The following is a 21,415-nucleotide window of genomic DNA, read 5'->3' as shown; positions in this document are numbered from 1 at the left end:
CCGACAAAAGTATATCACGAAAAAGGGCGCCTCTTAAACAAAGCGCCCATAAATTTTTATAAAGTTTTTATAAATATTTCCGCAGTGTCTCCACTTTGTCCAGTTTCTCCCACGGAAGATCAATGTCTGTCCGTCCGAAATGTCCGTAAGCGGCTGTCTGTTTGTAGATTGGTCTTCTTAAATCCAGCATCCGGATGATCCCTGCCGGCCGCAGGTCAAAGTTTTCACGGATGATCTCTACCAGCTTCTGATCACTGATCCTGCCTGTGCCGAAGGTGTCCACCATAATGGATGTGGGGTGTGCCACTCCGATCGCGTAGGACAGCTGGATCTCGCATTTTTTCGCCAGTCCTGCAGCCACGATATTTTTTGCCACATACCGGGCCGCATAAGCTGCGGATCTGTCCACCTTGGTACAGTCTTTTCCGGAAAATGCTCCGCCGCCGTGGCGAGCCATGCCGCCGTAGGTGTCTACGATCAGCTTCCGTCCGGTCAGACCGCTGTCGCCGTGAGGACCGCCGATCACAAAACGTCCGGTGGGATTGATATAATATTTGGTATTCTCATCCGTCATTCCTTCCGGGATCACTGCGTCAAACACATATTTCCGGATATCTGCGCAGATCTGTTCCTGGCTGATCTCCGGATTGTGCTGTGTGGACAAAACGACCGCGTCCAGACGGAACGGCACGCCGTTCTCGTCGTATTCTACCGTAACCTGTGTCTTTCCATCTGGTCTCAGATAAGGCAGGGTGCCGTCTTTGCGGACTTCTGTCAGTCTGCGGGCCAGCTTGTGGGCCAGCGCGATGGGATACGGCATGTATTCCGGCGTCTCGTCCGAAGCATAGCCAAACATCATTCCCTGGTCGCCTGCTCCGATCTCATCCAGATCCGCCTCTGACATTTCCTTTGCTTCCAGCGCCTTATCCACGCCAAGAGCGATGTCCGCGGACTGCTCGTCAATGGCGGTGATCACGCCGCAGGTATCGGCGTCAAATCCGAATTTTCCTCTGGTATAGCCGATCTCCCGGACGGTATCACGCACGATTTTCTGGATGTCTACATAGGCATTGGTGGTGATCTCTCCCATCACCATCACAAGACCTGTTGTCGTACAGGTCTCGCAGGCCACACGGCTCATGGGGTCCTGCTCCATCAGCGCGTCCAGGATCGCGTCTGAGATCTGGTCGCACATTTTATCCGGATGTCCTTCTGTTACCGATTCCGAAGTAAATAAACGTCTCTCCATTGTTCTTTTCTCCTTTTCTTCTTCCCGCATTCTTTCTCTGTATAAGGAATAGAGGTTTTCCGCCACAAAAAACAGCCCGCATAAGCGGACTGCTTTATATTTTCATAAACCAATCCTCTTATTGTTCGATTGCTCGCTCAGGTTGGCACCTTCCCGCATAACGGGGGTTGCCGCAGCTTCACAGATCCTTTGTATCTCCACTGCTCTGAATAAGAGAAAGTCTGCAATATGTGATTTTGTGTACGTGTAAGACTTTACACCGTTTTCGCAGCCTTGTCAAGGGAAAATCCTGTGGTCGCATACTCTTTAAATCCTGCGGGTCGCAAAAAGCCCGGCCACGCAGCACACTCCGGCAATCAGAAGCGCTTTCTCCTGCCCTGCCGCCGCAAGAATCAGCGGGCAAAGGATGGAGGCGATCCCATACCCGATCATCACCGCTCCAAAATTCGTTCCCTGATGCTTCATTCCAAAATAATCCGATACCATCACCGGGAAAACGCTGACCACGCCTCCATAGACCATGCAGATCGCCGAACACAGCACCGCAAACGTCATGCCGGTTGCCGCCATCAGGCCAAAAGAAGCCGCCATGGCAATCACAAACAGCCCGTACACCACCGGTTTGCGGCCCGCCCGGTCTGACAGCCAGGGCGCTGCCACCCGGCCGATGATATTCGCCGCCGAAGCAGCCGTCACTCCCGCCAGCGCCTGGGCGCCGGTAAGCCCCCGCTCCATGCCAAGGGACATCATCAGCGGATTCACCAGCACATAGGCCGGAACCGCCAGGGCCATGGCAAGGCTCAGCCAGTAATAACGCCCGGTCCGCATCATTTCCCCTGCTGTGTACTGACACTGGAGCGCCGCCGTTTCAATCTGTCCGCAACTACTTCCTGCCGCGGCGGCCTGCTCCTTAGGCCCGCCTGTCATGACACCCTGCTCCTGGATCGCGGAAGATATAGCGCCCTGCTCCTGGATCGCGAGCGGCGCCTCTTCCAGGAAAAAGGCCCCCAGACACAGGACCGCATAAAAGACCGTCACCATCAGCATCGCAAAATGAAATCCCTTTGCCGTCAGAAGCCAGTCGCACAGCGGATTCATAATGACTCCGGACAGCCCGATCACTCCTATGGTAATGCCGGTCACCAGCCCCCTTTTATCCGGGAACCATCCCTGCGGGATCGCTACCAGCATGCTAAAGGCACAGCCTGATCCAAGCCCTCCGATGGCTCCATACCCAAGCGTCACCAGCCACGGCGCCTCCTTGGGAGCCAGCGCTGCCATCAAAAAGCCCAGACACATAAACGCGCTTCCCGCCAGCGCCGTCCGCTTCGCACCGATCTTATGCTGCAGCCAGCCACCGATCATATTTCCAAACGCAAAAATACCGATGATAACCGTAAAAGGCTGGCTGGACGCAGCCGTCGAAATATCAAATTCCCGCTCCATGTACGGCTGAAACACCGTCCAGATATAAGGATTGCCATGGACAAAATTCACGATCGCAGCCATGACAAGAATAAAATACCGATTACTTTTCCACTCTTTCCACATAAGTTATCCACACACTTTAATTGGGGACGGGGGATTTTCAAAAATCCCCCGTCCCCAATTAAAGTTTTCCACATTATCCTACTTTTAACTTAAATTTCTGCATTTCTTTTTCTGAGGATACTTTTTCGATCACGCCGCCAAGGGAGCGGAGTTTTTCTTCAAAGCGTTCATATCCTCTCTGAATATAGACGATGTCGTCCACCACGGTGTATCCTTCCGCAGCCAGGCCGGCGATGCAAAGTGCCGCTCCTGCGCGCAGGTCCGGTGCGCTGACTCTGGCGCCGGTGAATTTTTCTACGCCTTCAATGGTAGCGGAATTTCCTTCGATCTTGCTGACTCCGCCCATTCTTGCCAGTTCGTCTAAATATTTGAATCTGTTTTCAAAGATACTTTCTGTAATAATACTTGTCCCTTTGCACAATGCCAGTGTCACGCCGATCTGCGGCTGCATATCTGTCGGGAAGCCAGGGTAGGGAAGTGTCTTTACGTGGGTGCTTCTTAAGTTGCCCTTGGACACTACACGCACGGCGTCGTCAAATTCCTCTACTTCGCATCCGATCTCTACCAGTTTGGCGATCGTTGCCTCCAGATGCTTCGGGATTACGTTCAGCACGGTTACGTCTCCTCTGGTTGCCGCTGCTGCAAACATAAATGTTCCAGCCTCGATCTGGTCCGGGATAACGGAATACTCTGTTCCGTGCAGCTTCTGTACGCCGCGGATCTTGATCACGTCTGTTCCTGCACCGCGGATATTTGCTCCCATGCTGTTGAGGAAGTTCGCCACGTCTACCACGTGTGGCTCCTTGGCCACGTTTTCCAGGATCGTCATTCCCTCTGCCATGGACGCCGCCATCATAACATTGATGGTCGCGCCCACGCTTACTACGTCAAAATAAATATGTTTTCCGACCAGCCGGTCTGCCTCTGTCATGATCTTGCCATGCTCGATCTCCACATCCGCGCCCATCGCGCGAAATCCTTTGATATGCTGATCGATCGGACGGCTTCCGATATTACATCCGCCCGGAAGCGCAACGTCTGCTCTCTTATACTTGCCAAGCAGCGCCCCCAGAAGATAATAGGAAGCACGGATCTTTTTGATATAATCGTATTCAATGGAAACATCATGGATATTCTTTCCATTGATCTTCACCGTATGTCTGTCTACACGGTGAACCATTGCGCCGATGCCCTCGATCGCATCCAATAATACATTAATGTCATTTACATCCGGAAGATTGTCGATCAGTACGGTATCGTCTGTCATGATAGCTGCTGACAGGATCGCGAGCGCAGCGTTTTTTGCTCCCCCGATCTCAACTTCTCCTACCAGCGGATGCCCGCCTTTAATGATATATTGTTCCATAACACACCTCAAAAATATGATCTATTCTTTCTCTCATTACAGAATTTTTTATACTCATACTCCATGATATTATACCATAGAATCGGCAAATGTAAAATATTTTTTATATTTTGTAACTTGTTTGTAATATTTGAAAGCAGACCGTTACTCCTTTTGTATAGTTTCCAGAACAGCCTCTATGGTCTCTTCCAGATCCAGTCCGTCCTCGCAGATCGTAAGGTCCGCATACTTTTCAAAAAGCTTCACTCTCTCCTCATAAAGTTCCAGAAGAGTCTGGCCTTCCCGCAGTACAACGCCGCGGTTTTTCGCATGATGGAGCCTGTTACTTATTGTCTCGAAAGAAGCCTGCAAATATACGACTGTCCCGATTTCCTTATAATGGTTCATCGCATTTTCACAGTACACCACACTCCCGCCGGGGGCTATGACCGCATGGTCCGCCTCCAGTTCCGCGTTGATCCGGTCCTCCACTTCCAGGAATCCGGAAATGCCCTGTTCCCGGATGATTTCTTTCAGAAGTTTTCCCTCTTTTTCCTGGATCAGGATATCCACGTCTATAAAATGATAGCCCAGCCGCTTTGCCGTCACCACTCCCACCGTGCTTTTCCCCACAGCAGGCATACCGATAAATATAAGATTTTTCACGGAACTCCCTCCTTTCGCTTTCCGTATTTTAACACATCCGAAAGCGACTGTCATGGGAAAAATGAATCTCCCGCTCCTTTAGAAGAATCTCCTGCGCCTGCTCCGGTATTCCGTCCGCCTCCTTAAGATCTCCTGACAGGCCATGACCTGGATCAGATCCGCCATCCAGGCTCCCGGTTTTTCCTCGTCTTCTGACGCCTTATCAAATATCCTCCTGCACAGAAGCCGAAACTGCAGCGGATCCGGATATTCATCATAGATCACGCTTCCGGCGTACATAAGCCGGTCGCACTCTTCTTCCACATATGGCGTCAGCCGTTTTGCCGCATCCGGGTATAATGCTTTCATATACTCCAGATCTCTCCTTGACTGCCTTACCTCATCAAACAACACCGGCACCGGATAAACCATGTAGTAGGGAAGTTTCTGTTCCATGGCGCACACTCCTTAAAATCAGTATCTGTGTTATTATATGCAGCGGATCTTTTTTTGCTGCTTTTCCCTGTGCTTATCCTCTCCTGCATCCGAACTGTTCCGCCAGATACAGACCCACAGCGATTCCTGCCCCACACACAAAAATCCTGCACAGGCTTTCTGCCCGTGCAGGATTTCTTTTCATATCTGTTTATCTCTTCCCATTTTCGGAAACTTCTTCATATGCTGCCAGCTTCTTTTTAAGTTCTGCAATTTCTCGTTCCTGCTCGGAAATCTTTTTATCCTTCCTGCTAACTTCTTTTTCTCGATCTTCCCTGGCTTCCTCCCGCTCTTTCTTTAATGCATCGATCTCCTCCTGCATTTCATCGATCATCAGCTGTACGGTATTCCGGTCCAGTTCACGCAACTCCTCCGAAAACATCCCCATCACCCTTTCCACATTGTGAGCCATGCATCCAGCTTATTTCTGATACCATTATTGTGCAAAAGTTCCCGAAAGATGTCAAGACTGACAAAACAAAATTCCTGTAAAAGTTCCATCTTTACGCCCGTATCGGATACCTGCGTAAAACGGTGGATACAATTCATTTTGTCTTCTCGCAATTCTTTCGGACTCTTTTCAAAAAACACAATTGTATATACTTTCTGAATATCCCGATAGCTAAACGCCCTTCCCCTTTCTCCCCGTACACGTTTATACTGGCGCAGGAGAAGATCTGCTGAATAGCAGGCACTTCTTTGACCTGAAAATTTATAACCAATCTTTTGCACTTCCACGTTCGCAATACTATGGTCCTCCAGTTCTACCACAATATCCATAATAACCAGAGAACTTTCATCCGCAATCCGCGTAGAATCATTAGGAAGTACCTGTAAAATTTTTACCTGTTGACACAGAATAAGAGACAGCAATTCATCCAGACGCTCCGGCGCATTTTCCGGACTTAATATTTCTTTAAAAAATGAATCATATAAGATTCTAACACCTTTGTTTCCAGAACAAAACTCCAGAAATTCTTTCTGTTGCTCCATGTCCCAGCTTTGAAACAGTATGAGATTTGAGAGATTTCTTCATAGACAGACTCCTCCTTTTAGAAATGTAGAATTGAAAAAAGAATATAAGAATTTTAGATCCGGCCTTCACCGGTTAGATAGTTATAGATTATCATAATTGCAAAAGAAAAACAACTCAGGTTCTTTCTGCTTTTTAGCAAAAAACACGGCAGCCTTCCTTAGGCTGCCGCGCTCTTTTTCTCTATCTGCTTTCTTAAGCTCTTTCACTATAATGGTGAGCTTCCTCCAGCATCATATCTTTTACTTTCATCAGACGGATCTGGGAACTTCTCTCGTTCTCATCCAGTTTCATCGTGATATATTTTATGGTCTCCTGTGCTTCCGGAATGATCACGTGCTCCAGCGCATTTACACGACGTCTGGTCTTTTCGATCTCAGCCGCCATCAGCTGGCACGCTTTCTCCCGCTCTGCAAGCTTCAGCATATCCGGCAGGATGTCTGCCAGAGATTTCACCGCTCCATCCAGGTCGCTGGATGTAAAAGCAAAACCATAAGAGTAAATATCATTGGCGTCCGCTGTCCTGGTCTTTGTCTCGAACGCAGGGATGTTGACGCTCATAACATTTCTCTTGTCTACATTTAAGCTTACTTCCTGCTTGGGCGCCATCAGGGCCGTATTCAGAGTTGCCTCGTCCATTCCGGCCTTTGCGATGACAAAATTCTTATTTGCAGAGAGGATTCCGGCTTCTACTTTTTCACGGAGCTCCATATTCTCCCGTGCCATATCCAGGAACTGGCGCATCAGCTCGTCACGCTTATCCTTCAGAAGCTTGTGGCCTCTTCTGGCGGTGGCAAGTTTCTTCTTGGTCTTAGTCAGTTCCATACGGGTAGGAGTGATCTGCGTAGATGCCATATATCTGCCTCCTTTTCATACTACGCCATGCCCCGGCTCGATTCCGCTTCCGCTTCATCTCGCTGCATGGCTTACTGTTTACCGTAGTACATATCTAAGAACTTATCATCGATACGTTTCAGCTCGGATCTTGGCAGGATGGACAAAAGCTTCCAGCCGATCTCCAGTGTCTCTTCGATGGACCGGTCGGTGTTGTAGCCCTGATTGACATATTCTTTCTCGAATGCGTCCGCAAACTGAGCGTAGATCAGGTCGATCTCTGTCAGCGCCGCTTCTCCTAAGATGGTCATCAGCTCTTTTGCGTCTTTACCACGGGAGTATGCCGCAAACAACTGGTTCATGGTATTGGAGTGGTCTGCTCTTGTCTTTCCTTCGCCGATACCTTTATCTTTCAGACGGGACAGGGACGGCAGAACGTCGATCGGCGGCTGCAGGCCCTTCCGGTACAGGTCACGGCTTAAGATTACCTGACCCTCTGTGATATATCCGGTAAGGTCCGGGATCGGATGGGTCTTGTCATCTTCCGGCATGGTCAGGATCGGGATCATGGTGATACTTCCGATCTTGCCTCTCTGACGGCCTGCGCGTTCATACATCTGAGCCAGGTCAGTGTACATGTATCCGGGATATCCGCGTCGTCCGGGAACCTCTTTTTTCGCAGCGGAGATCTCACGGAGAGCGTCCGCGTAGTTTGTAATATCGGTCAGGATAACCAGTACGTGCATATCTTTTTCGAACGCCAGGTATTCTGCTGCCGTCAGCGCCATACGGGGCGTGGAGATACGTTCTACCGCCGGGTCATTCGCCAGGTTGACAAACAATACGGTACGGTCAATGGCTCCTGTTTCCTTAAAGGATTCTACGAAGAAGTTGGACTCTTCAAATGTAATACCCATTGCCGCAAATACAACGGCGAAGTTCTCGTCTTTGCCAAGTACCTTTGCCTGTCTTGCGATCTGCGCCGCCAGCTGATTGTGGGGCAGACCGGAACAGGAGAAGATCGGCAGCTTCTGTCCACGTACCAGTGTGTTCAGTCCGTCGATGGCGGACACGCCGGTCTGGATAAACTCGGACGGGTATACACGGGCCGCCGGGTTCATAGGCAGGCCGTTAATATCTCTTCTCTCTTCCGGAAGGATCTCCGGTCCGTCGTCAATAGGACGTCCCAGTCCGTCAAAGACACGGCCCAGCATATCTCCGGATACGCCAAGTTCCATGCTGCGTCCCAGGAAACGCACCTTACTGTTGCTTAAGTTAATACCTGCGGCGTTTTCATACAGCTGTACGACTACGTTATCGCCGTCAACTTCCAGTACCTTGCAGCGGCGCTTCTCGCCATTTGCAAGTTCGATCTCGCCCAGTTCGTCAAAGGCAACGCCCTCAACACCTTTTACCATCATCAGCGGTCCGGCAACTTCCTGTATGGTTCTATATTCCTTTGGCATAATTAGAAGTCCTCCTTCCCGAATGCACCTGCAATCTCTGTGCTTAGTTCATTCATGATCTTTTCATACTCGTCCTCGATATTTGCCACCTCGGTGTATTTGTAACGGCCGATCTTTTCTCTGACCGCCATGCCCAGGAGGATCTTCATGGACGCGCCTTTATTTAATGCCTCCATAGACTGCTCATAGAAGGCAAGCACCAGCTTCATCATCAGATACTGTTTGCGCAGGGGCGTATAGGTATCTATTTCATGGAAGGAGTTCTGGTGCAGGAAGTCCTCACGGATGGATCTTGCAGCTTCCATCTTCAGACGGTCCTGTGGAGACAAAGCGTCCATGCCGACCATCTGCACGATCTCTTCCAGCTCTGCCTCGTCCTGCAGAAGGCTCATCATCTTCTGACGGTCTTCCATCCAGTCAGGCGCCACCTGTGTATTAAACCAGCCGCTGACATTGTCCAGATACAGCGAATAACTGGTCAGCCAGTTGATGGCCGGGAAATGTCTCTTATACGCCAGGTTGGAATCCAGTCCCCAGAATACCTTTACAATACGGAGGGTTGCCTGGGATACCGGCTCGGAGGTATCACCACCCGGAGGGGATACGGCTCCGATTACGGACAGGGAACCTTCTCTTCCTTCTTTTCCAAGGGAAACCACGTGTCCGGCTCTCTCATAGAACTCGGCCAGCCGGGAACCCAGATATGCCGGATAACCTTCCTCACCGGGCATCTCTTCCAGACGTCCGGACATCTCACGAAGGGCCTCTGCCCAACGGGAGGTGGAGTCTGCCATCAGGGCTACGGAATAACCCATGTCACGGAAATATTCTGCAATCGTGATACCTGTATAAATGGACGCCTCACGGGCTGCAAACGGCATGTCTGATGTATTGGCGATCAGCACGGTCCGCTCCATCAGAGAACGTCCGGTCTTCGGGTCCTTCAGTTCCGGGAACTCATTCAGAACGTCGGTCATCTCATTTCCACGCTCGCCGCATCCGATATAGACAACGATATCAGCCTCTGCCCATTTTGCCAGCTGATGCTGGATGACTGTCTTACCGCTTCCGAATGGTCCGGGAACTGCGGCAACACCGCCCTTTGCGATCGGGAAGAAAGTATCAACGACACGCTGTCCGGTTACCAGAGGCATATTAAGAGGCAGCTTCTTTACATACGGACGTCCCCGTCTTACCGGCCATTTCTGCACCATGGTCAGTTCTTTGTCGCCGTCTTTTGTTTCAATCACAGCGATCACTTCTTCCACGGTATGTTCTCCGGAAGCAATCTCTTTAACAGTACCTTCCACGCCGTAGGGAACCATGATCTTCTGCTGTACAACCGCCGTTTCCTGGACAGTTCCCAGCACATCTCCGGCCTCTACCTCATCTCCCACTTTTGCAACCGGGACAAATTCCCATTTCTTATCTCTCTTCAGGGCCGCAACCTCTACACCTCTTTGCAGGTTGTTTCCTGAAATCTTCATAATATCGTCAAGCGGACGCTGGATTCCGTCGTAAATGCTGGAAATAAGACCTGGCCCAAGTTCTACCGACATGGGCGCTCCCGTAGATTCTACCGGCTCTCCGGGTCCAAGTCCCGAGGTCTCCTCGTATACCTGGATGGACGCTTCATCCCCGTGCATCTCGATGATCTCGCCGATCAGACGCTGTTTACTTACACGTACCACGTCTGACATGTTGGCATCTCGCATGCCGGAAGCGATGACCAGCGGTCCCGCTACTTTTTTAATCGTACCTATGCTACTCATAATGGACGAATCACCTCTACTTTCTTAGTTACTGAACAAGATATCGGAGCCGACAGCCTGTTCCACCGACTTTTTGACACCCCGGACTCCGTCTCCGGTATTTCCGGATATTCCCGGGATCTGGATGATGGCCGGGAGCAGCTGTCCCTGATATCTTGCTATCTCATGTTTCAATTCTGCCGCCAGCGCCTCGGTGATATAGATGATCCCATATCCTTTGGCAGCCAGCACATGCAATCTTTCTCCGGCTTCCTCGTGGGTTGTTACAGGAAACGTATCCAGTCCCAGCGCGGCAAAGCCGTAGATACTGTCATAATCGCCGATCACTGCAATCTTATACATACATCTCCCTTACCCTTTCTCGGATCGAATCCTCCGGTAATTCGTTCTGTTTGCCGGAAAGAATGATTCGTACCGTTTTTATTTCATTTTGTCTGGCAATTACATAGGCGATTACAGGACCTATCGTAAATGCCTGATATTTCTGTGGACTGATGGTCTGAATGATCCGGTTGTCGCACCAGCGTTCAAATGCTGACGGTGACTCGGCCAGCGCATCCGCTCCTTCTGCATAGGCTGTTCCCAGCAGATAATCGCGGATCGCGTCCATGCCGGCAAGCGCCGCTTTGGAAAGCTGGTCTACATTTACACTTTCACATTCCGCCATGGCCCGTTTCATAAAATCCATTGACTTCGCGGTCTTCTGTGAACGAACGGCTATCTTGATATCCGCCACGCCTACCGTGGATTCCGCATAATCACGAATGATCGCGGCATCCGATTCTTTCCCGGCTTCATAGATGGCGTCAAGCGCCGCCCGGTCAATGATACAATCGCACAACTGTCCGTCCCCGGTATGAAGAAGCGACTCATAGGCTTCTGCTGCCGCATGCTGCATATACGCAGGAAGTTTTCCGAAATCTTTCTCAGAAACGATCTCGCGCATCGCATCTCCGGGAATCGACACATCCTCATAATAAATGTGTCTGTTCTTTTCCCCGGTGCATACCTCCTTAATTGCGGCCTTCAGATTGTGGAAAAGCTTGGGATAGGAAAGGACTGCAAAATGATCCATATCAATATGCAGATCTTTGACAACTTCCCAGATCTTCTCCTCTTCTCTGGTCAGGATCGCCTCCGCATCGCCGGAGCTTTCACTGTCTCCCCAGCCTTTTTCCTCCAGAAACTGCAGGCACTGCCCGTAATCCTGGCAGGCGATCAGCTGATCGATGGTGCTGTTCGAAAACAGTCCGACTTCCAGGGCTCGTATGCGCGCAACCGCGTAGGTATATTGTTCGCTCATTTTATTCCTCCCATCTGGTTACGCCTGTGAAAATACTAACCGGTGCACGATGTCGGACAGCTCGTCTTTCTTCGCATCAAACATGGCATTGATCGTACAGTTTTCCTCGACCCCGCCATAGACCAGAATGAATCCATTCTTAATTTGTTTGCCTTCCCCGGACAACTTCAGGCTTCCGCCCTTTTCCTTTGCGATCCTGGAAACCTCTGCCTCAAATCCTTCCGGCAGTCTTGCAAGATCCGCCGCGCACAGGCAGATCTCGCCGTCCTGTGCCAGCGCATACTTTTCTACCATTTTCAGCAGCATGGAGAAATATTCTCCGGCTTCCATCGCTTCTACCTTTGCCCGTGCCTTTTCCAGCACTCCGGCGATCACTTCCTGCTTTGCAGCCAGGATCTTCGTCCTTTTCTGCAGGTCGATGGATGACTCCAGCCGCTCCTGATAATTTGACACATCGTTCTTGGATTTGTGCAGGATGCTCTCGGTCTGCTTTGCGGCATCTTCTTTCGCATTGCGGATCGTCTCTTCCGCCTGCGCCTTTGCCTCGGCGATCTTGCCTTCTGCAGCCGCTTTCGCTTCGTCCAGGATCTGACTTTTCATTTTATCTAATCCAGTCATAAACCCTTGCACTCCTTTTCTTAATTTCTGCTTCTATCGTTTTTCTGACAAACTAAATCTGAATTGCTGTTACGGCCAGGATAGAAATCAGAAGAGAAAGGATCGCATAGGTCTCAACCATTGCCGGGAACAGCATGGCTTTACCAAACTGATCCGGTTTCTTTGCGATGATTCCGATGGCTGCCGCAGAACACTGTCCCTGAGATTTTCCGGAGATCAGTCCTACGATACCTACCGGGAGACACGCCGCCAGAACAAGAAGTCCGGTTTCCGGTGTCAGATCTGCCGCTCCGCCTCCAAGAAGTCCGATCTTGGAAAGAGTGATAAATCCTACCAGAAGTCCGTAGATACCCTGTGTACCAGGCAGAAGCTGCATTACCAGTACCTTGGCAAATTTACTGGGGTCTTCGGTTACAACTCCGGAAGCCGCCTGTCCGGCGATACCTACACCAAGCGCGGATCCTGCGCCTGCAAGAAATACTGCTGCTGCTGCACCAAGAAGTGCATATACAAGTCCTAAATTCTCCCATATACTCATGATTAACTTTCCTCCTTAATATCTACATATTTTGTATCTGTCTCGAACGGTTCAAACGGCCGTCCGCCGCCTTCATAGAATTTTCCGAAAAACTCTACAAACTGGAGACGATTGGTGTGTACATATGCCCCCAGAAGGTTGATCGCAAGGTTCATCAGATGTCCTACCACAAAGACCAGTGCGAACAGAATGGCTCCGATCACGCCGCCTCCGAACATGCTTCCCATCTGATTGACTACGGATGCGATAACTCCGGTCGCAAGGCCCAGGGCCAGAAGACGGGAGTAGGATAACACATCGCTGAGCCATCCGGTGATATTATAAATGTCGTAAGCGCCAAGCGCGATCCGAAGCACCGGATTTTTGCTGGACCGGCCGCTCATCAGGAGAAGTCCGACCGCTCCGATGATGGCCAGCACCTTCGCCAGTGTGTTAAGAGCCGGCGGGAATACCACCGTCATCTGCGCGATGGATGCGAAGATGTCTGACGGGATCAGCATCAGGATCAGACCGATCAGGAAAATGTACCACAGGACCACGTCACAGAAGAAGTCCAGATACTGTTTATCCTTGATCTGCATATACCCTTTGATCCCAAGGCCCACAAACAGATGGACCAGACCAAACGCCATGGAATAGATCAGAAGCTTCATCGGGTTGTTCAAAGGTGCGAACCACAGAGGCGGCACCGTTACATCCACGCCAAAGAAAGTCCTTCCGATCACGTCCACCGCATCGCCGAAATATCCGGAGAATAAGATTCCCCATACGATGGTGGATAATCCGCAGAAGAAAAACAGCTTCAGCGACTTATGCATGCTGGCGCTCATCCGCGGATATTTTTTCAGTGCTACAAAACAGGCGATGGCTACGATCGCTCCATACGCCGCGTCCGACAACATCATGCCAAAGAAAAATACATAGAAAAATGACATGATCGTGGTCGGGTCAAACTCGCCCTTGTGGGGGAGTCCGTATGCCTCCAGAACACCTTCCACACTGGAAGAAAATGCGTTGTTCTGAAGTACAGTCGGCGGTTCTTCGTCTTCCTTTATTTCATCAATATCGATCACACAGTCATAGTGGTCACCGATGGCTTTCTCCACAGCCGGCGCCGCTTTCTTCGGAATATATCCGCTGATCACAAATGCCCGCTGGGACTGGGGAAGTGTACCGAGGACTTCGTATTTCTTTGCCCGCATCCGGAAATAATCGCCGACTACTTTTAAGTCGCCCCTGTCGTCTGCGCAGGCTTTGATCTCCTCCTCAATCTCCCCGATCTTCGTATTCAGTTGTTCAATCTGCTCTTTCAGTTCTGCTGTCTTTTTTGCAGGCACTGCGTCTGTCGCCTGGGAAGGCCTTGCAAATCCTGCGGCCCTTAATGCTTCTTCCACCGCGGCCGCATCCGTTTTCAGGCACAGCACCGCCAGATATGTGGCGTCCTGATCTTTGTGGATGATCTGTACATCCACGCCTTCCGTCTCCGGACAGTTTTCTGCAATCTTTTCATAAACTGTGGAAAGTTCCGTCTCTCCCGGCATGGTTCCAAGAAGCAGTTCTGTCTTTCCCGTGCCTTTTAAATTCATCGGCACGTCCAGTTCAAGCCAGGGTACCAGCGCTTCGATCTGATTCTCAAGCTTTGTGATCTCAGCCCGGTGTTCCGCAATTTCCTTATTGCAGGCCACCAGCCGGTCCGCTTTTTTCAGGATCTCGTCTTTCCGTCCTGTGATCTCTGTAAACTGATCCGCATCAACCAGCGCCTTGCCTTCCAGGCTGGCAAACATCGACTTCTTTTCCGGAGCATAGATGTCCAAGATATCCAGGGCATTGTCGGTAAGCGACGCTTTCTTTTCGAAACGCTGCCTGGCGCCGAAGGTATCCATTTTTTCAAAGCCTTCTTCGCCTTCCGCTACCTGGTTCATTTCCATAATGCCCATGGACTGTATCTTTTCCAGGATTGCCTTACGATCTTTTTTCAGCGCGCAGATACTAATTCGTTGCATCTGCAAAACTGCCATAGCCTCATCCCTCCTTCTCTACTTATTTTTCGGCTTCTTTTTATCAGCCAGACAAGTCAGACGAGGTCCGCGATCACCGCGGCTACAGCTTCCTCTTCTTTTGCAAGCGCTGCTTCTTTCAAAGATGCAATCTGCTCTTGTGTTTCCTTCAAAGCATCCTCCATCTTCTTCTCTCCGACTTCTTTTGCCGACAACAGACTGGCATTTGCCTTTTCTTTTGCGTCCCGGACCGCTTCATCTCTGATCCCGGCCGCTTTTTTTGACGCTTCCTCAAGAATACCGGCGCACTCGGCGTCTGCCTTTTTTACGATTTCTTCTGCCGCGCTCTCCGTTTCCCTGATGGATTTAATGGTTTCTTCTACCATTCGTCTGTTCACCACCTCTCTCGTTTTCGTGCTATAGTCACAATTATAATATGATTCTTAGCAAAAGTCTAGCACAATCGTCGCACCCTCTTGAATAGTCGCACAATTCATCCTGCATTTTTACCATTCCAGCCTGTGCAAATGTCCCTCCAGATTCAGCCCTGCGAACTGATTCTGCCGGAGCGCTTCATACAAAATAATGGCTGCCGAGTTCCCGAGATTCAGGGAACGCGTATCCCCGATCATTGGAATCCTCACGCAGTCCTCTTTATGCCGGACCAGAATTTCTTCCGGTATCCCCGCACTCTCTTTTCCGAACATAATATAACAGTCCGGTTCATACCGGACCTCTGTATAGACCTTCGCCGCCTTGGTGGTTGCCATATAGATTTTTGCGCCCGGATTCTGTTCCAGAAAATCTGCATAGTCGATATATGTTCTGACATCCAGATCCTTCCAGTAATCCATGCCTGCCCGCTTCAGATTTTTTTCATTCAGCCGGAAGCCAAGCGGCTCAATGAGATGGAGCCTGGCACCGACAGCAACGCAGGTTCTGCCGATATTTCCCGTGTTTGCCGGGATTTCCGGCTCCAGTAAAACAATATGAAACATAATATGGCGTCCTCCTTTTATTAATATTGTAAATAAATGAAGGACGCCCGTCAATATACACATTTGTTAAATTCTTATCATTATTTTCTCTAATTTTTACCAATAATTATCTATTTTCACAATATCTTTTCCAGTTCATCCGGAGCGGGGCGGTCAATATAACGAATATCTTCCCCGTTTTGGATGATTTTATCATTATTATTGGTCAATTCGCCGATCACCGCCGCCGGTATGCCCCTGGCAGACAATTCTCTTACCACCCGGCTTTCATCCTCTGTTACGATCAGAAAACACCCTCCGGATCGAAGCTGGTACGGATTCAGCCGGTACAGTTCGCAGATCTCAATGGTCTCCTGCCGCACCGGGAATTTCTTCAGATCCACATGAAGGCCCGTCTTCTCCTCCTTCGCCAGATCCCAGAGGGCTGCGAAGATCCCGCCTTCTCCCACCGGGCGCACTGTCTCGCCAGTCAGCGCTTCCATCTCTTCTGCCGGACAGGCCGGAACGCGGTCTGCCTGTTCTTTGATTTCTGCAAGAAAAGCCCGGGAAAACCGTTCCCGGAGCTCTCTTTCTTTTTTATCCATCACAATCTGCATGCCGGACAGGCCGATCCATCCTGTCAGGATGATCTTCTGCCCGGCCCGCACACCTTTGTCCATCTGTTCTTTTGCCCTCCTGACATTCAAAAAACACTTTCCGGAGCTGCTGCTTATGATGCATTTGCCTGCGCTGTCGCAGCACTGATCTGCGATGCGCTTTGCGTGGAGATAGCGCTTCTTACAAGCGCGGATTTATTGGGATCGTCAGACTTCGTTCCCACCAGAATGATCTGATCGGATTTGGAATACTGACTGTGATTGATCACTTCCCTGGACTCTTCCACGCCGTCCTGATATACCACCTTCCAGAGTTGTGCGGTAACACCGGTATGGGGGCTTCCGGAATACTGCATGCTTCCAAGCGGCGCATCCGGATCCTCCTGGTAGGTCACCCCGTAATCTTCCGTCTCCAGCGTCTCGCTTTCATATTCTACGGTTCTTCCTTCCGGTCTGGTATCTTTTCCGTAAATCGCAAACCGCATCTGGTTCGCATCATCGATCTCTCCAAAAATATAAATCGGTGTATCGTAATTATTCGTAAATACAAAGTCCAGGATCCCTTCCGCGATCGCCGCATCCCTGGACGGCTTCACATAATTGACCAGCATGGAATGCGGATATCTTTTCTCCACCTGAAGTTCCGCGTACAACACCGCATTATATAAGGTGGTCGATACCTGGCAGATCCCGCCGCCAAAGGAATCCACGACCTGGCCGTTTTCATAGGATCCGGCCTCCACGTATCCGTGCTCCGCGTCATAAGGAGCGGTTGCATCGCAGACAGACAGGCTCTCGCCCGGCATCAGGATCGTTCCATTCAGTTTGCTCACTCCGGTACTTAAGTTCTGCCACCGCTCGCCTCCTCCGGCGTCTGTGGAAAAACTGCCCAGTTCATCCTCAATGGTGGAAAGATCTGCCGCCTTGATCTTCGGCTCCTCTTTTTTCAGTTCCATCTCGATCTCAAAATCCGAGTGATCCCAGGTCTTCTCTATGTACTGGTTCATTTTCTGGATGGACGCTTCCACATTTACGGTGTACCCTTCCTTTTCATCCACCACCTGAAAATCCCCGTCCCCGGTCCGTTCCACATAGGCGTCTTCTGCACGGGCCGCCAGCGGCACTGCCCGTTCCTTGATAACGGCTTCCGCTTTCTTTTCATCCAGCTTCATAACCTCTTTTATCACATAAGGTTCTTTTTCCAGTCCCCGTATTTTCATAAGACGCATGGCAATGGGGCCTTTTTTGCCATAATCCATGGCGCTTTCCACCAGCTGGTCCACATCCCGGTGTTCCAGTCCCAGTTCCGCAAGCGTTGCCTGCGCCGATTCCTCGCCCACCTTCATGGTAACCTTATAATTCAGATGTTCCTCATGATGGGACTGGATCGCCTGTACTGCTTCTTTTTTGGTCATGCCGGATACATCCTGCGTTCCGATGAAGACATGATCCAGGATCCTGTTTTCCGGATACTGGTTCACATAACTGTACATAACGCCATAGACGATCCCGATCACTGCCAGGACCACGGCGCATGCCGCCCCTGCCATCAGGTACATTCTCTGTTTTTTCTTCTGTGCTTTTCTTTGGCTCCTTCGAATCCTGCTTTTCAGCTTTCCGTCTGACATATTTCCCCCTACAGACTCTTGCTCATCCTAACCTACACCATCAGATAAGGGATCACCATCGTCAAAATCATCGCTATAATAACAGCGATGATAACAATAGCAATGATCCTTCTCGTTCTTTTATTATGAAAATTCATGTTCTTCTCCTTCCAAACAACACATATCTATTTTACAGATTCTTGCCTCGTGGTTCAATGGATTTTTTACAAAATAATCAAACAGCACATATTGATTCCTCCAATGGAAATACTCCAGATGGGTCATGCGCCGGATCTGATTCTTATCATACCCCCGGTAATCCGGAAGATAGGTTCCGGTCCGGGCCTCCCATTCATAAAAAACGCGGAGCGTATCCTTGTCCACCTGGTAGTCTCCTGCAAACTCCGGCCGCGTCTTTGCATTTTCCCGCAGGTAATAATCAAAGGTCAGAAGCTCCCTGAAATATTCTTTCTCCTCCGGCAGCTTCCCTGCCGCAAACTCCAGCAGGATCTCATACCTTGCGCTCCTTTTATGCTGCACCTGATCCAGTCCCCGGCCTCTATAATACTCCCACAGTTCCTCAAACATCCGGAAGGGCGAATCATACCGGGCGCTTAAGGCTTCCAGGGTATGAGAAAACTGTCCGCTGTTATAATAGTTTTCCACCATATCTTCTACCCCTTTGAGAAGAAGGATATCGGCATAGGAAAGCCAGCGGGTGCTTAAGACTTCATATGGCGGTCTCTCCGTGTGCTGCAGTTCATATTCCTGCTCCATCTCCTTCATATAAGATCCCTTCAGCACCTTTAAGAAACCAAGCTGAAGCTGATCCGGCTTCATCCGGTAAACCCGGTCAAACGAACGGCGGAAACTCTCCAGATCCTCCATGGGAAGCCCAGCGATCAGATCCAGGTGCTGATGGATATTCCGTCCCTTTCGGATCCGCTCTACAGCCCGCTCCACTTTCTCCAGATCCATCTTCCGCCGGATCTCGCGGATCGTATCCGGATTGACGGTCTGCACGCCGATCTCCAGCTGGATCAGGCCGGGACGCATATGTGAAATCAGAGCAAGTTCTTCTTCATTCAGAAGATCCGCAGCGATCTCAAAGTGGAAATTGGTCTTTCCCCTGTCATGCTCCATGATATATTTCCAGACAGCCAGGGCATGGCTGTGGCTGCAGTTGAAAGTCCTGTCCACAAACTTGACCTGCGGCACTTCCCGGTCGATAAAAAACTGCAGTTCTTTTTTTACCAGGTCAAGATCCCGGAACCGGAGTTTCTTATCAATAGAAGAAAGGCAGTAACTGCAGGCAAAGGGACATCCCCTGCTGGATTCATAATACAGGATCTTATGGGCAGGCAGTTCCATTTCTTCATATACAAAAGGAATCTCTGACAGATCCAGAGGCTCTCTCCATGGATTTTCCCGGATCTCTCCTTCCATGGTCCGGTATGTGATCCCCTGCAATCCGGACAGTTCCCGTTCCCTTGTCATCAACGCTTCCGGTCCTTTGTCTTCTCCCTTCCGATACGCGCGGCAAAGGCCGGCAAAGGTTGCTTCTCCTTCTCCTTTCATCACGCCGCGGACCTTCGGAAGCCGACGGAGCACTTCTCCGGCATCATAGGACACTTCCGGGCCTCCCAGCCAGATCTCCGTCTCCGGACAGATCTTGGCAAACTCCCTCGCCAGTGATTCCACATAGTCCAGGTTCCAGACATAACAGGAAAAACATAAGATATCCGGACGCCTCTCATACAGGCTTCCCAGGATGCTGTCTACCGTCTGATTAATGGTATATTCCGCGATCTCCACCCCCGGGTCTTTTGCATAGGCCTTCAGGCTGTAAACCGCAAGATTTGAGTGTATATATTTCGCGTTAATCGCCGTCAAAAGTATCTTCATATCCTTGACATTTCCTCCAAAACAGGGTAAAATTAAGAACCGTGCAGCCGGGGTGTTAGCGGTACCTTGTACCTGCAATCCGCTATAGCAGGGGTGATATTGCGCTGAGGGCACAGCTTTGCAGAGCTGCCCTTGATAAGTGGCATTGAGGCTTGGGTCTTACGCGACGGAAATCTGTGAATCGTGTCAGGTCGGGAACGAAGCAGCACTAAGCGGAACCTTCCGGGTGCCGTAAGGGTGCCTGGGCTGAGTCAACTGTCAAGGTAACGTCTGGGAATCTGCGTTCGAAGCGCAATGCACGCTTTTTTTCTTTTTACGAAGTTCTTTGAAAAATGCTTTCATCATCTGACTGCATTCTTCCCCCAAAACACCAGTCGTCAGTTCTGCCTGATGGTTAAAGGCATCCATCTGCAGAAGATTTAATATGGATCCCGCACAGCCCGCTTTCGGGTTCATGCACCCTACCACCACTCTCGTCATCCGGGACTGCACGATCGCGCCGGAGCACATCTGGCACGGCTCCAGCGTCACATACATCGTACACCCTTCCAGCCGCCAGTCATTCATTTTTTTGCTGGCTTTGCGTATGGCGATCATCTCTGCATGCGCCAGCGTATTCTTATCCACTGTTCTCCGGTTATATCCCCGTCCGATAATCTTATCCTGATAAACGATGACGCAGCCGATAGGCACTTCTCCCAGCGCATAGGCTTTCTTTGCCTGCCGGATCGCCTCCCTCATATATTTTTCATCCTTTTTCTGTTCTTCCATGGTATCTTCTCCCGCATGCTCACACTAGATTCCCGGCCTCTGCCTCCTGACACACCGGCACCAGTATCCGAATCCGTCGTCTTCTTCCCGCTCTTCTTTTTCCAACTCCACTGCAATGTCTCTTCGCCGGATGAATTCCGAAAACCCGAAGGCTTCCGCCGCCTTCTGCTCCTTTGGATGGTAGATCCCCGGCACTCCCACCCGGAGCCATTCCCCGTCGTCCAGAAATACCAGGTGATGGTAATTATAATAGCCGTGAAGCAGGAAACTGTTGTTGGACAGCTTCCACTCGCATCTGGGCAGTCTGGCCAGATCCTTTCTCTGGATCTTGGTACAAAGGAATCCGCCCGGGCGATCCTGATCCGCCGCTTCCATATCCTGCTCCTGCGCATCCGCTTCTTCTCCGGCGGGGATCTCCTGCTCATCTGCTTCTTCCCCGGCGGGGATCTCCTGCTCCCTGCGCTCTTCCGTATACACGCGCATGCCGCCTATGTTCACTGCTTCATCATCCCACACGGCTGCAAATTTTCTTCCTCCGGCCGCCTCCAGGATCACTCCGCCGATCCGGGCAAACTGCTCCTTGCCGCCCACGTCCTGATCTGTATAGTACAGACGGTAATTAATGGCAGGGTTCACATTCTGTGCATCCCCCTGCCATATTCCAAAACACGCTCCTTCTTCTGTAAAAAACC

Annotated in this window: 21 protein-coding genes, 1 other RNA gene, 1 pseudogene and 1 riboswitch; of the genes and pseudogenes, 1 reads left to right on the top strand and 22 read right to left on the bottom strand. The window is 50.5% G+C overall.

The features are described 5' to 3' along the window. Nucleotides 1–67: 67 nt before the first annotated feature. From metK to H6A13_RS03230, 20 genes are all read right to left on the bottom strand, one after another. On the bottom strand, nt 68–1,249 hold the full coding sequence (metK, locus tag H6A13_RS03325) for a methionine adenosyltransferase (protein ID WP_204908209.1): 1,182 nt from the start codon (nt 1,247–1,249) through the stop codon (nt 68–70). Nucleotides 1,250–1,364: 115 nt separating this feature from the next. Continuing rightward, nucleotides 1,365–1,465, bottom strand: a riboswitch (SAM riboswitch). 90 nt (nt 1,466–1,555) lie between these two features. Then, nucleotides 1,556–2,800: an MFS transporter gene (locus H6A13_RS03320; RefSeq protein ID WP_204908208.1), complete on the bottom strand. Its 1,245-nt coding sequence runs from the start codon at nt 2,798–2,800 to the stop codon at nt 1,556–1,558. A 73-nt stretch (nt 2,801–2,873) separates the two neighbouring features. After that, nucleotides 2,874–4,166 carry a UDP-N-acetylglucosamine 1-carboxyvinyltransferase gene (locus H6A13_RS03315; RefSeq protein ID WP_204908207.1) on the bottom strand — a complete coding sequence of 431 codons (1,293 nt, stop codon included), beginning with the start codon at nt 4,164–4,166 and terminating at the stop codon, nt 2,874–2,876. Between the two features lie 144 nt (nt 4,167–4,310). Then, on the bottom strand, nt 4,311–4,811 hold the full coding sequence (locus tag H6A13_RS03310; protein ID WP_204908206.1) for a shikimate kinase: 501 nt from the start codon (nt 4,809–4,811) through the stop codon (nt 4,311–4,313). A gap of 78 nt (nt 4,812–4,889) precedes the next feature. Then, nucleotides 4,890–5,246 (bottom strand): hypothetical protein, encoded by a 357-nt coding sequence (locus H6A13_RS03305; RefSeq protein ID WP_204908205.1) that lies wholly within the window; start codon nt 5,244–5,246, stop codon nt 4,890–4,892. A 190-nt stretch (nt 5,247–5,436) separates the two neighbouring features. Further along, nucleotides 5,437–5,673 (bottom strand): hypothetical protein, encoded by a 237-nt coding sequence (locus tag H6A13_RS03300; RefSeq protein WP_204908204.1) that lies wholly within the window; start codon nt 5,671–5,673, stop codon nt 5,437–5,439. After that, nucleotides 5,673–6,278: a PD-(D/E)XK nuclease family transposase gene (locus tag H6A13_RS03295; RefSeq protein WP_204908203.1), complete on the bottom strand. Its 606-nt coding sequence runs from the start codon at nt 6,276–6,278 to the stop codon at nt 5,673–5,675. The genes H6A13_RS03300 and H6A13_RS03295 overlap by 1 nt, the downstream gene beginning before the upstream one ends. A 235-nt stretch (nt 6,279–6,513) precedes the next feature. Continuing rightward, nucleotides 6,514–7,173 carry a V-type ATP synthase subunit D gene (locus H6A13_RS03290; protein ID WP_204908202.1) on the bottom strand — a complete coding sequence of 220 codons (660 nt, stop codon included), beginning with the start codon at nt 7,171–7,173 and terminating at the stop codon, nt 6,514–6,516. A gap of 71 nt (nt 7,174–7,244) precedes the next feature. Next, a complete protein-coding gene (locus H6A13_RS03285) occupies nt 7,245–8,618 on the bottom strand; it encodes a V-type ATP synthase subunit B (RefSeq protein WP_204908201.1) in 1,374 nt (457 codons plus the stop codon). A 2-nt stretch (nt 8,619–8,620) separates the two neighbouring features. Continuing rightward, on the bottom strand, nt 8,621–10,390 hold the full coding sequence (locus H6A13_RS03280) for a V-type ATP synthase subunit A (protein WP_204908200.1): 1,770 nt from the start codon (nt 10,388–10,390) through the stop codon (nt 8,621–8,623). Between the two features lie 24 nt (nt 10,391–10,414). Then, nucleotides 10,415–10,732, bottom strand: a complete 318-nt coding sequence (locus H6A13_RS03275) for a V-type ATP synthase subunit F (RefSeq protein ID WP_204908199.1) — start codon at nt 10,730–10,732, stop codon at nt 10,415–10,417. Continuing rightward, a complete protein-coding gene (locus H6A13_RS03270; RefSeq protein ID WP_204908198.1) occupies nt 10,725–11,693 on the bottom strand; it encodes a V0D/AC39 family V-type ATPase subunit in 969 nt (322 codons plus the stop codon). Before H6A13_RS03270 ends, H6A13_RS03275 begins: the two co-directional genes overlap by 8 nt. 18 nt (nt 11,694–11,711) lie before the next feature. Then, entirely contained in the window at nt 11,712–12,311 is a 600-nt protein-coding gene (locus H6A13_RS03265) for a V-type ATP synthase subunit E (RefSeq protein WP_204908197.1), read from the bottom strand. Between the two features lie 52 nt (nt 12,312–12,363). After that, nucleotides 12,364–12,849 (bottom strand): V-type ATP synthase subunit K, encoded by a 486-nt coding sequence (locus H6A13_RS03260; RefSeq protein ID WP_204908196.1) that lies wholly within the window; start codon nt 12,847–12,849, stop codon nt 12,364–12,366. A 2-nt stretch (nt 12,850–12,851) separates the two neighbouring features. Then, nucleotides 12,852–14,867 carry a V-type ATP synthase subunit I gene (locus H6A13_RS03255; RefSeq protein ID WP_204908195.1) on the bottom strand — a complete coding sequence of 672 codons (2,016 nt, stop codon included), beginning with the start codon at nt 14,865–14,867 and terminating at the stop codon, nt 12,852–12,854. A 56-nt stretch (nt 14,868–14,923) separates the two neighbouring features. Further along, complete coding sequence (locus tag H6A13_RS03250) at nt 14,924–15,244, bottom strand: ATPase (protein WP_338042998.1); 321 nt, start codon at nt 15,242–15,244, stop codon at nt 14,924–14,926. A 108-nt stretch (nt 15,245–15,352) separates the two neighbouring features. Then, entirely contained in the window at nt 15,353–15,844 is a 492-nt protein-coding gene (locus tag H6A13_RS03245) for a tRNA (cytidine(34)-2'-O)-methyltransferase (protein ID WP_204908194.1), read from the bottom strand. Between the two features lie 116 nt (nt 15,845–15,960). Then, nucleotides 15,961–16,503: an AIR synthase-related protein gene (locus H6A13_RS03240; protein WP_204908193.1), complete on the bottom strand. Its 543-nt coding sequence runs from the start codon at nt 16,501–16,503 to the stop codon at nt 15,961–15,963. 50 nt (nt 16,504–16,553) lie between these two features. Then, a complete protein-coding gene (locus H6A13_RS03235) occupies nt 16,554–18,068 on the bottom strand; it encodes a VanW family protein (RefSeq protein WP_243424716.1) in 1,515 nt (504 codons plus the stop codon). Between the two features lie 123 nt (nt 18,069–18,191). Beyond that, a complete protein-coding gene (locus H6A13_RS03230; protein ID WP_204908192.1) occupies nt 18,192–19,952 on the bottom strand; it encodes a B12-binding domain-containing radical SAM protein in 1,761 nt (586 codons plus the stop codon). Between the two features lie 39 nt (nt 19,953–19,991). On the opposite strand from H6A13_RS03230, the gene ffs reads away from it, so the two are divergent. Further along, nucleotides 19,992–20,254, top strand: an RNA gene (gene ffs / locus H6A13_RS03225) — signal recognition particle sRNA large type. 25 nt (nt 20,255–20,279) lie between these two features. Here ffs and tadA read toward each other — a convergent pair. Next, nucleotides 20,280–20,723, bottom strand: a pseudogene (tadA, locus tag H6A13_RS03220) (tRNA adenosine(34) deaminase TadA); the annotation flags it as partial. Nucleotides 20,724–20,747: 24 nt separating this feature from the next. Then, nucleotides 20,748–21,415: DUF6128 domain-containing protein (locus tag H6A13_RS03215; RefSeq protein ID WP_243424715.1), on the bottom strand; the 668-nt coding region annotated here is incomplete at its 5' end.

Origin of the sequence: Mordavella massiliensis (assembly GCF_016902415.1) — a bacterium.
Lineage (GTDB): Bacteria > Bacillota > Clostridia > Lachnospirales > Lachnospiraceae > Merdimonas > Merdimonas faecigallinarum.
This window is presented reverse-complemented; position numbering and strand designations above follow the sequence as displayed.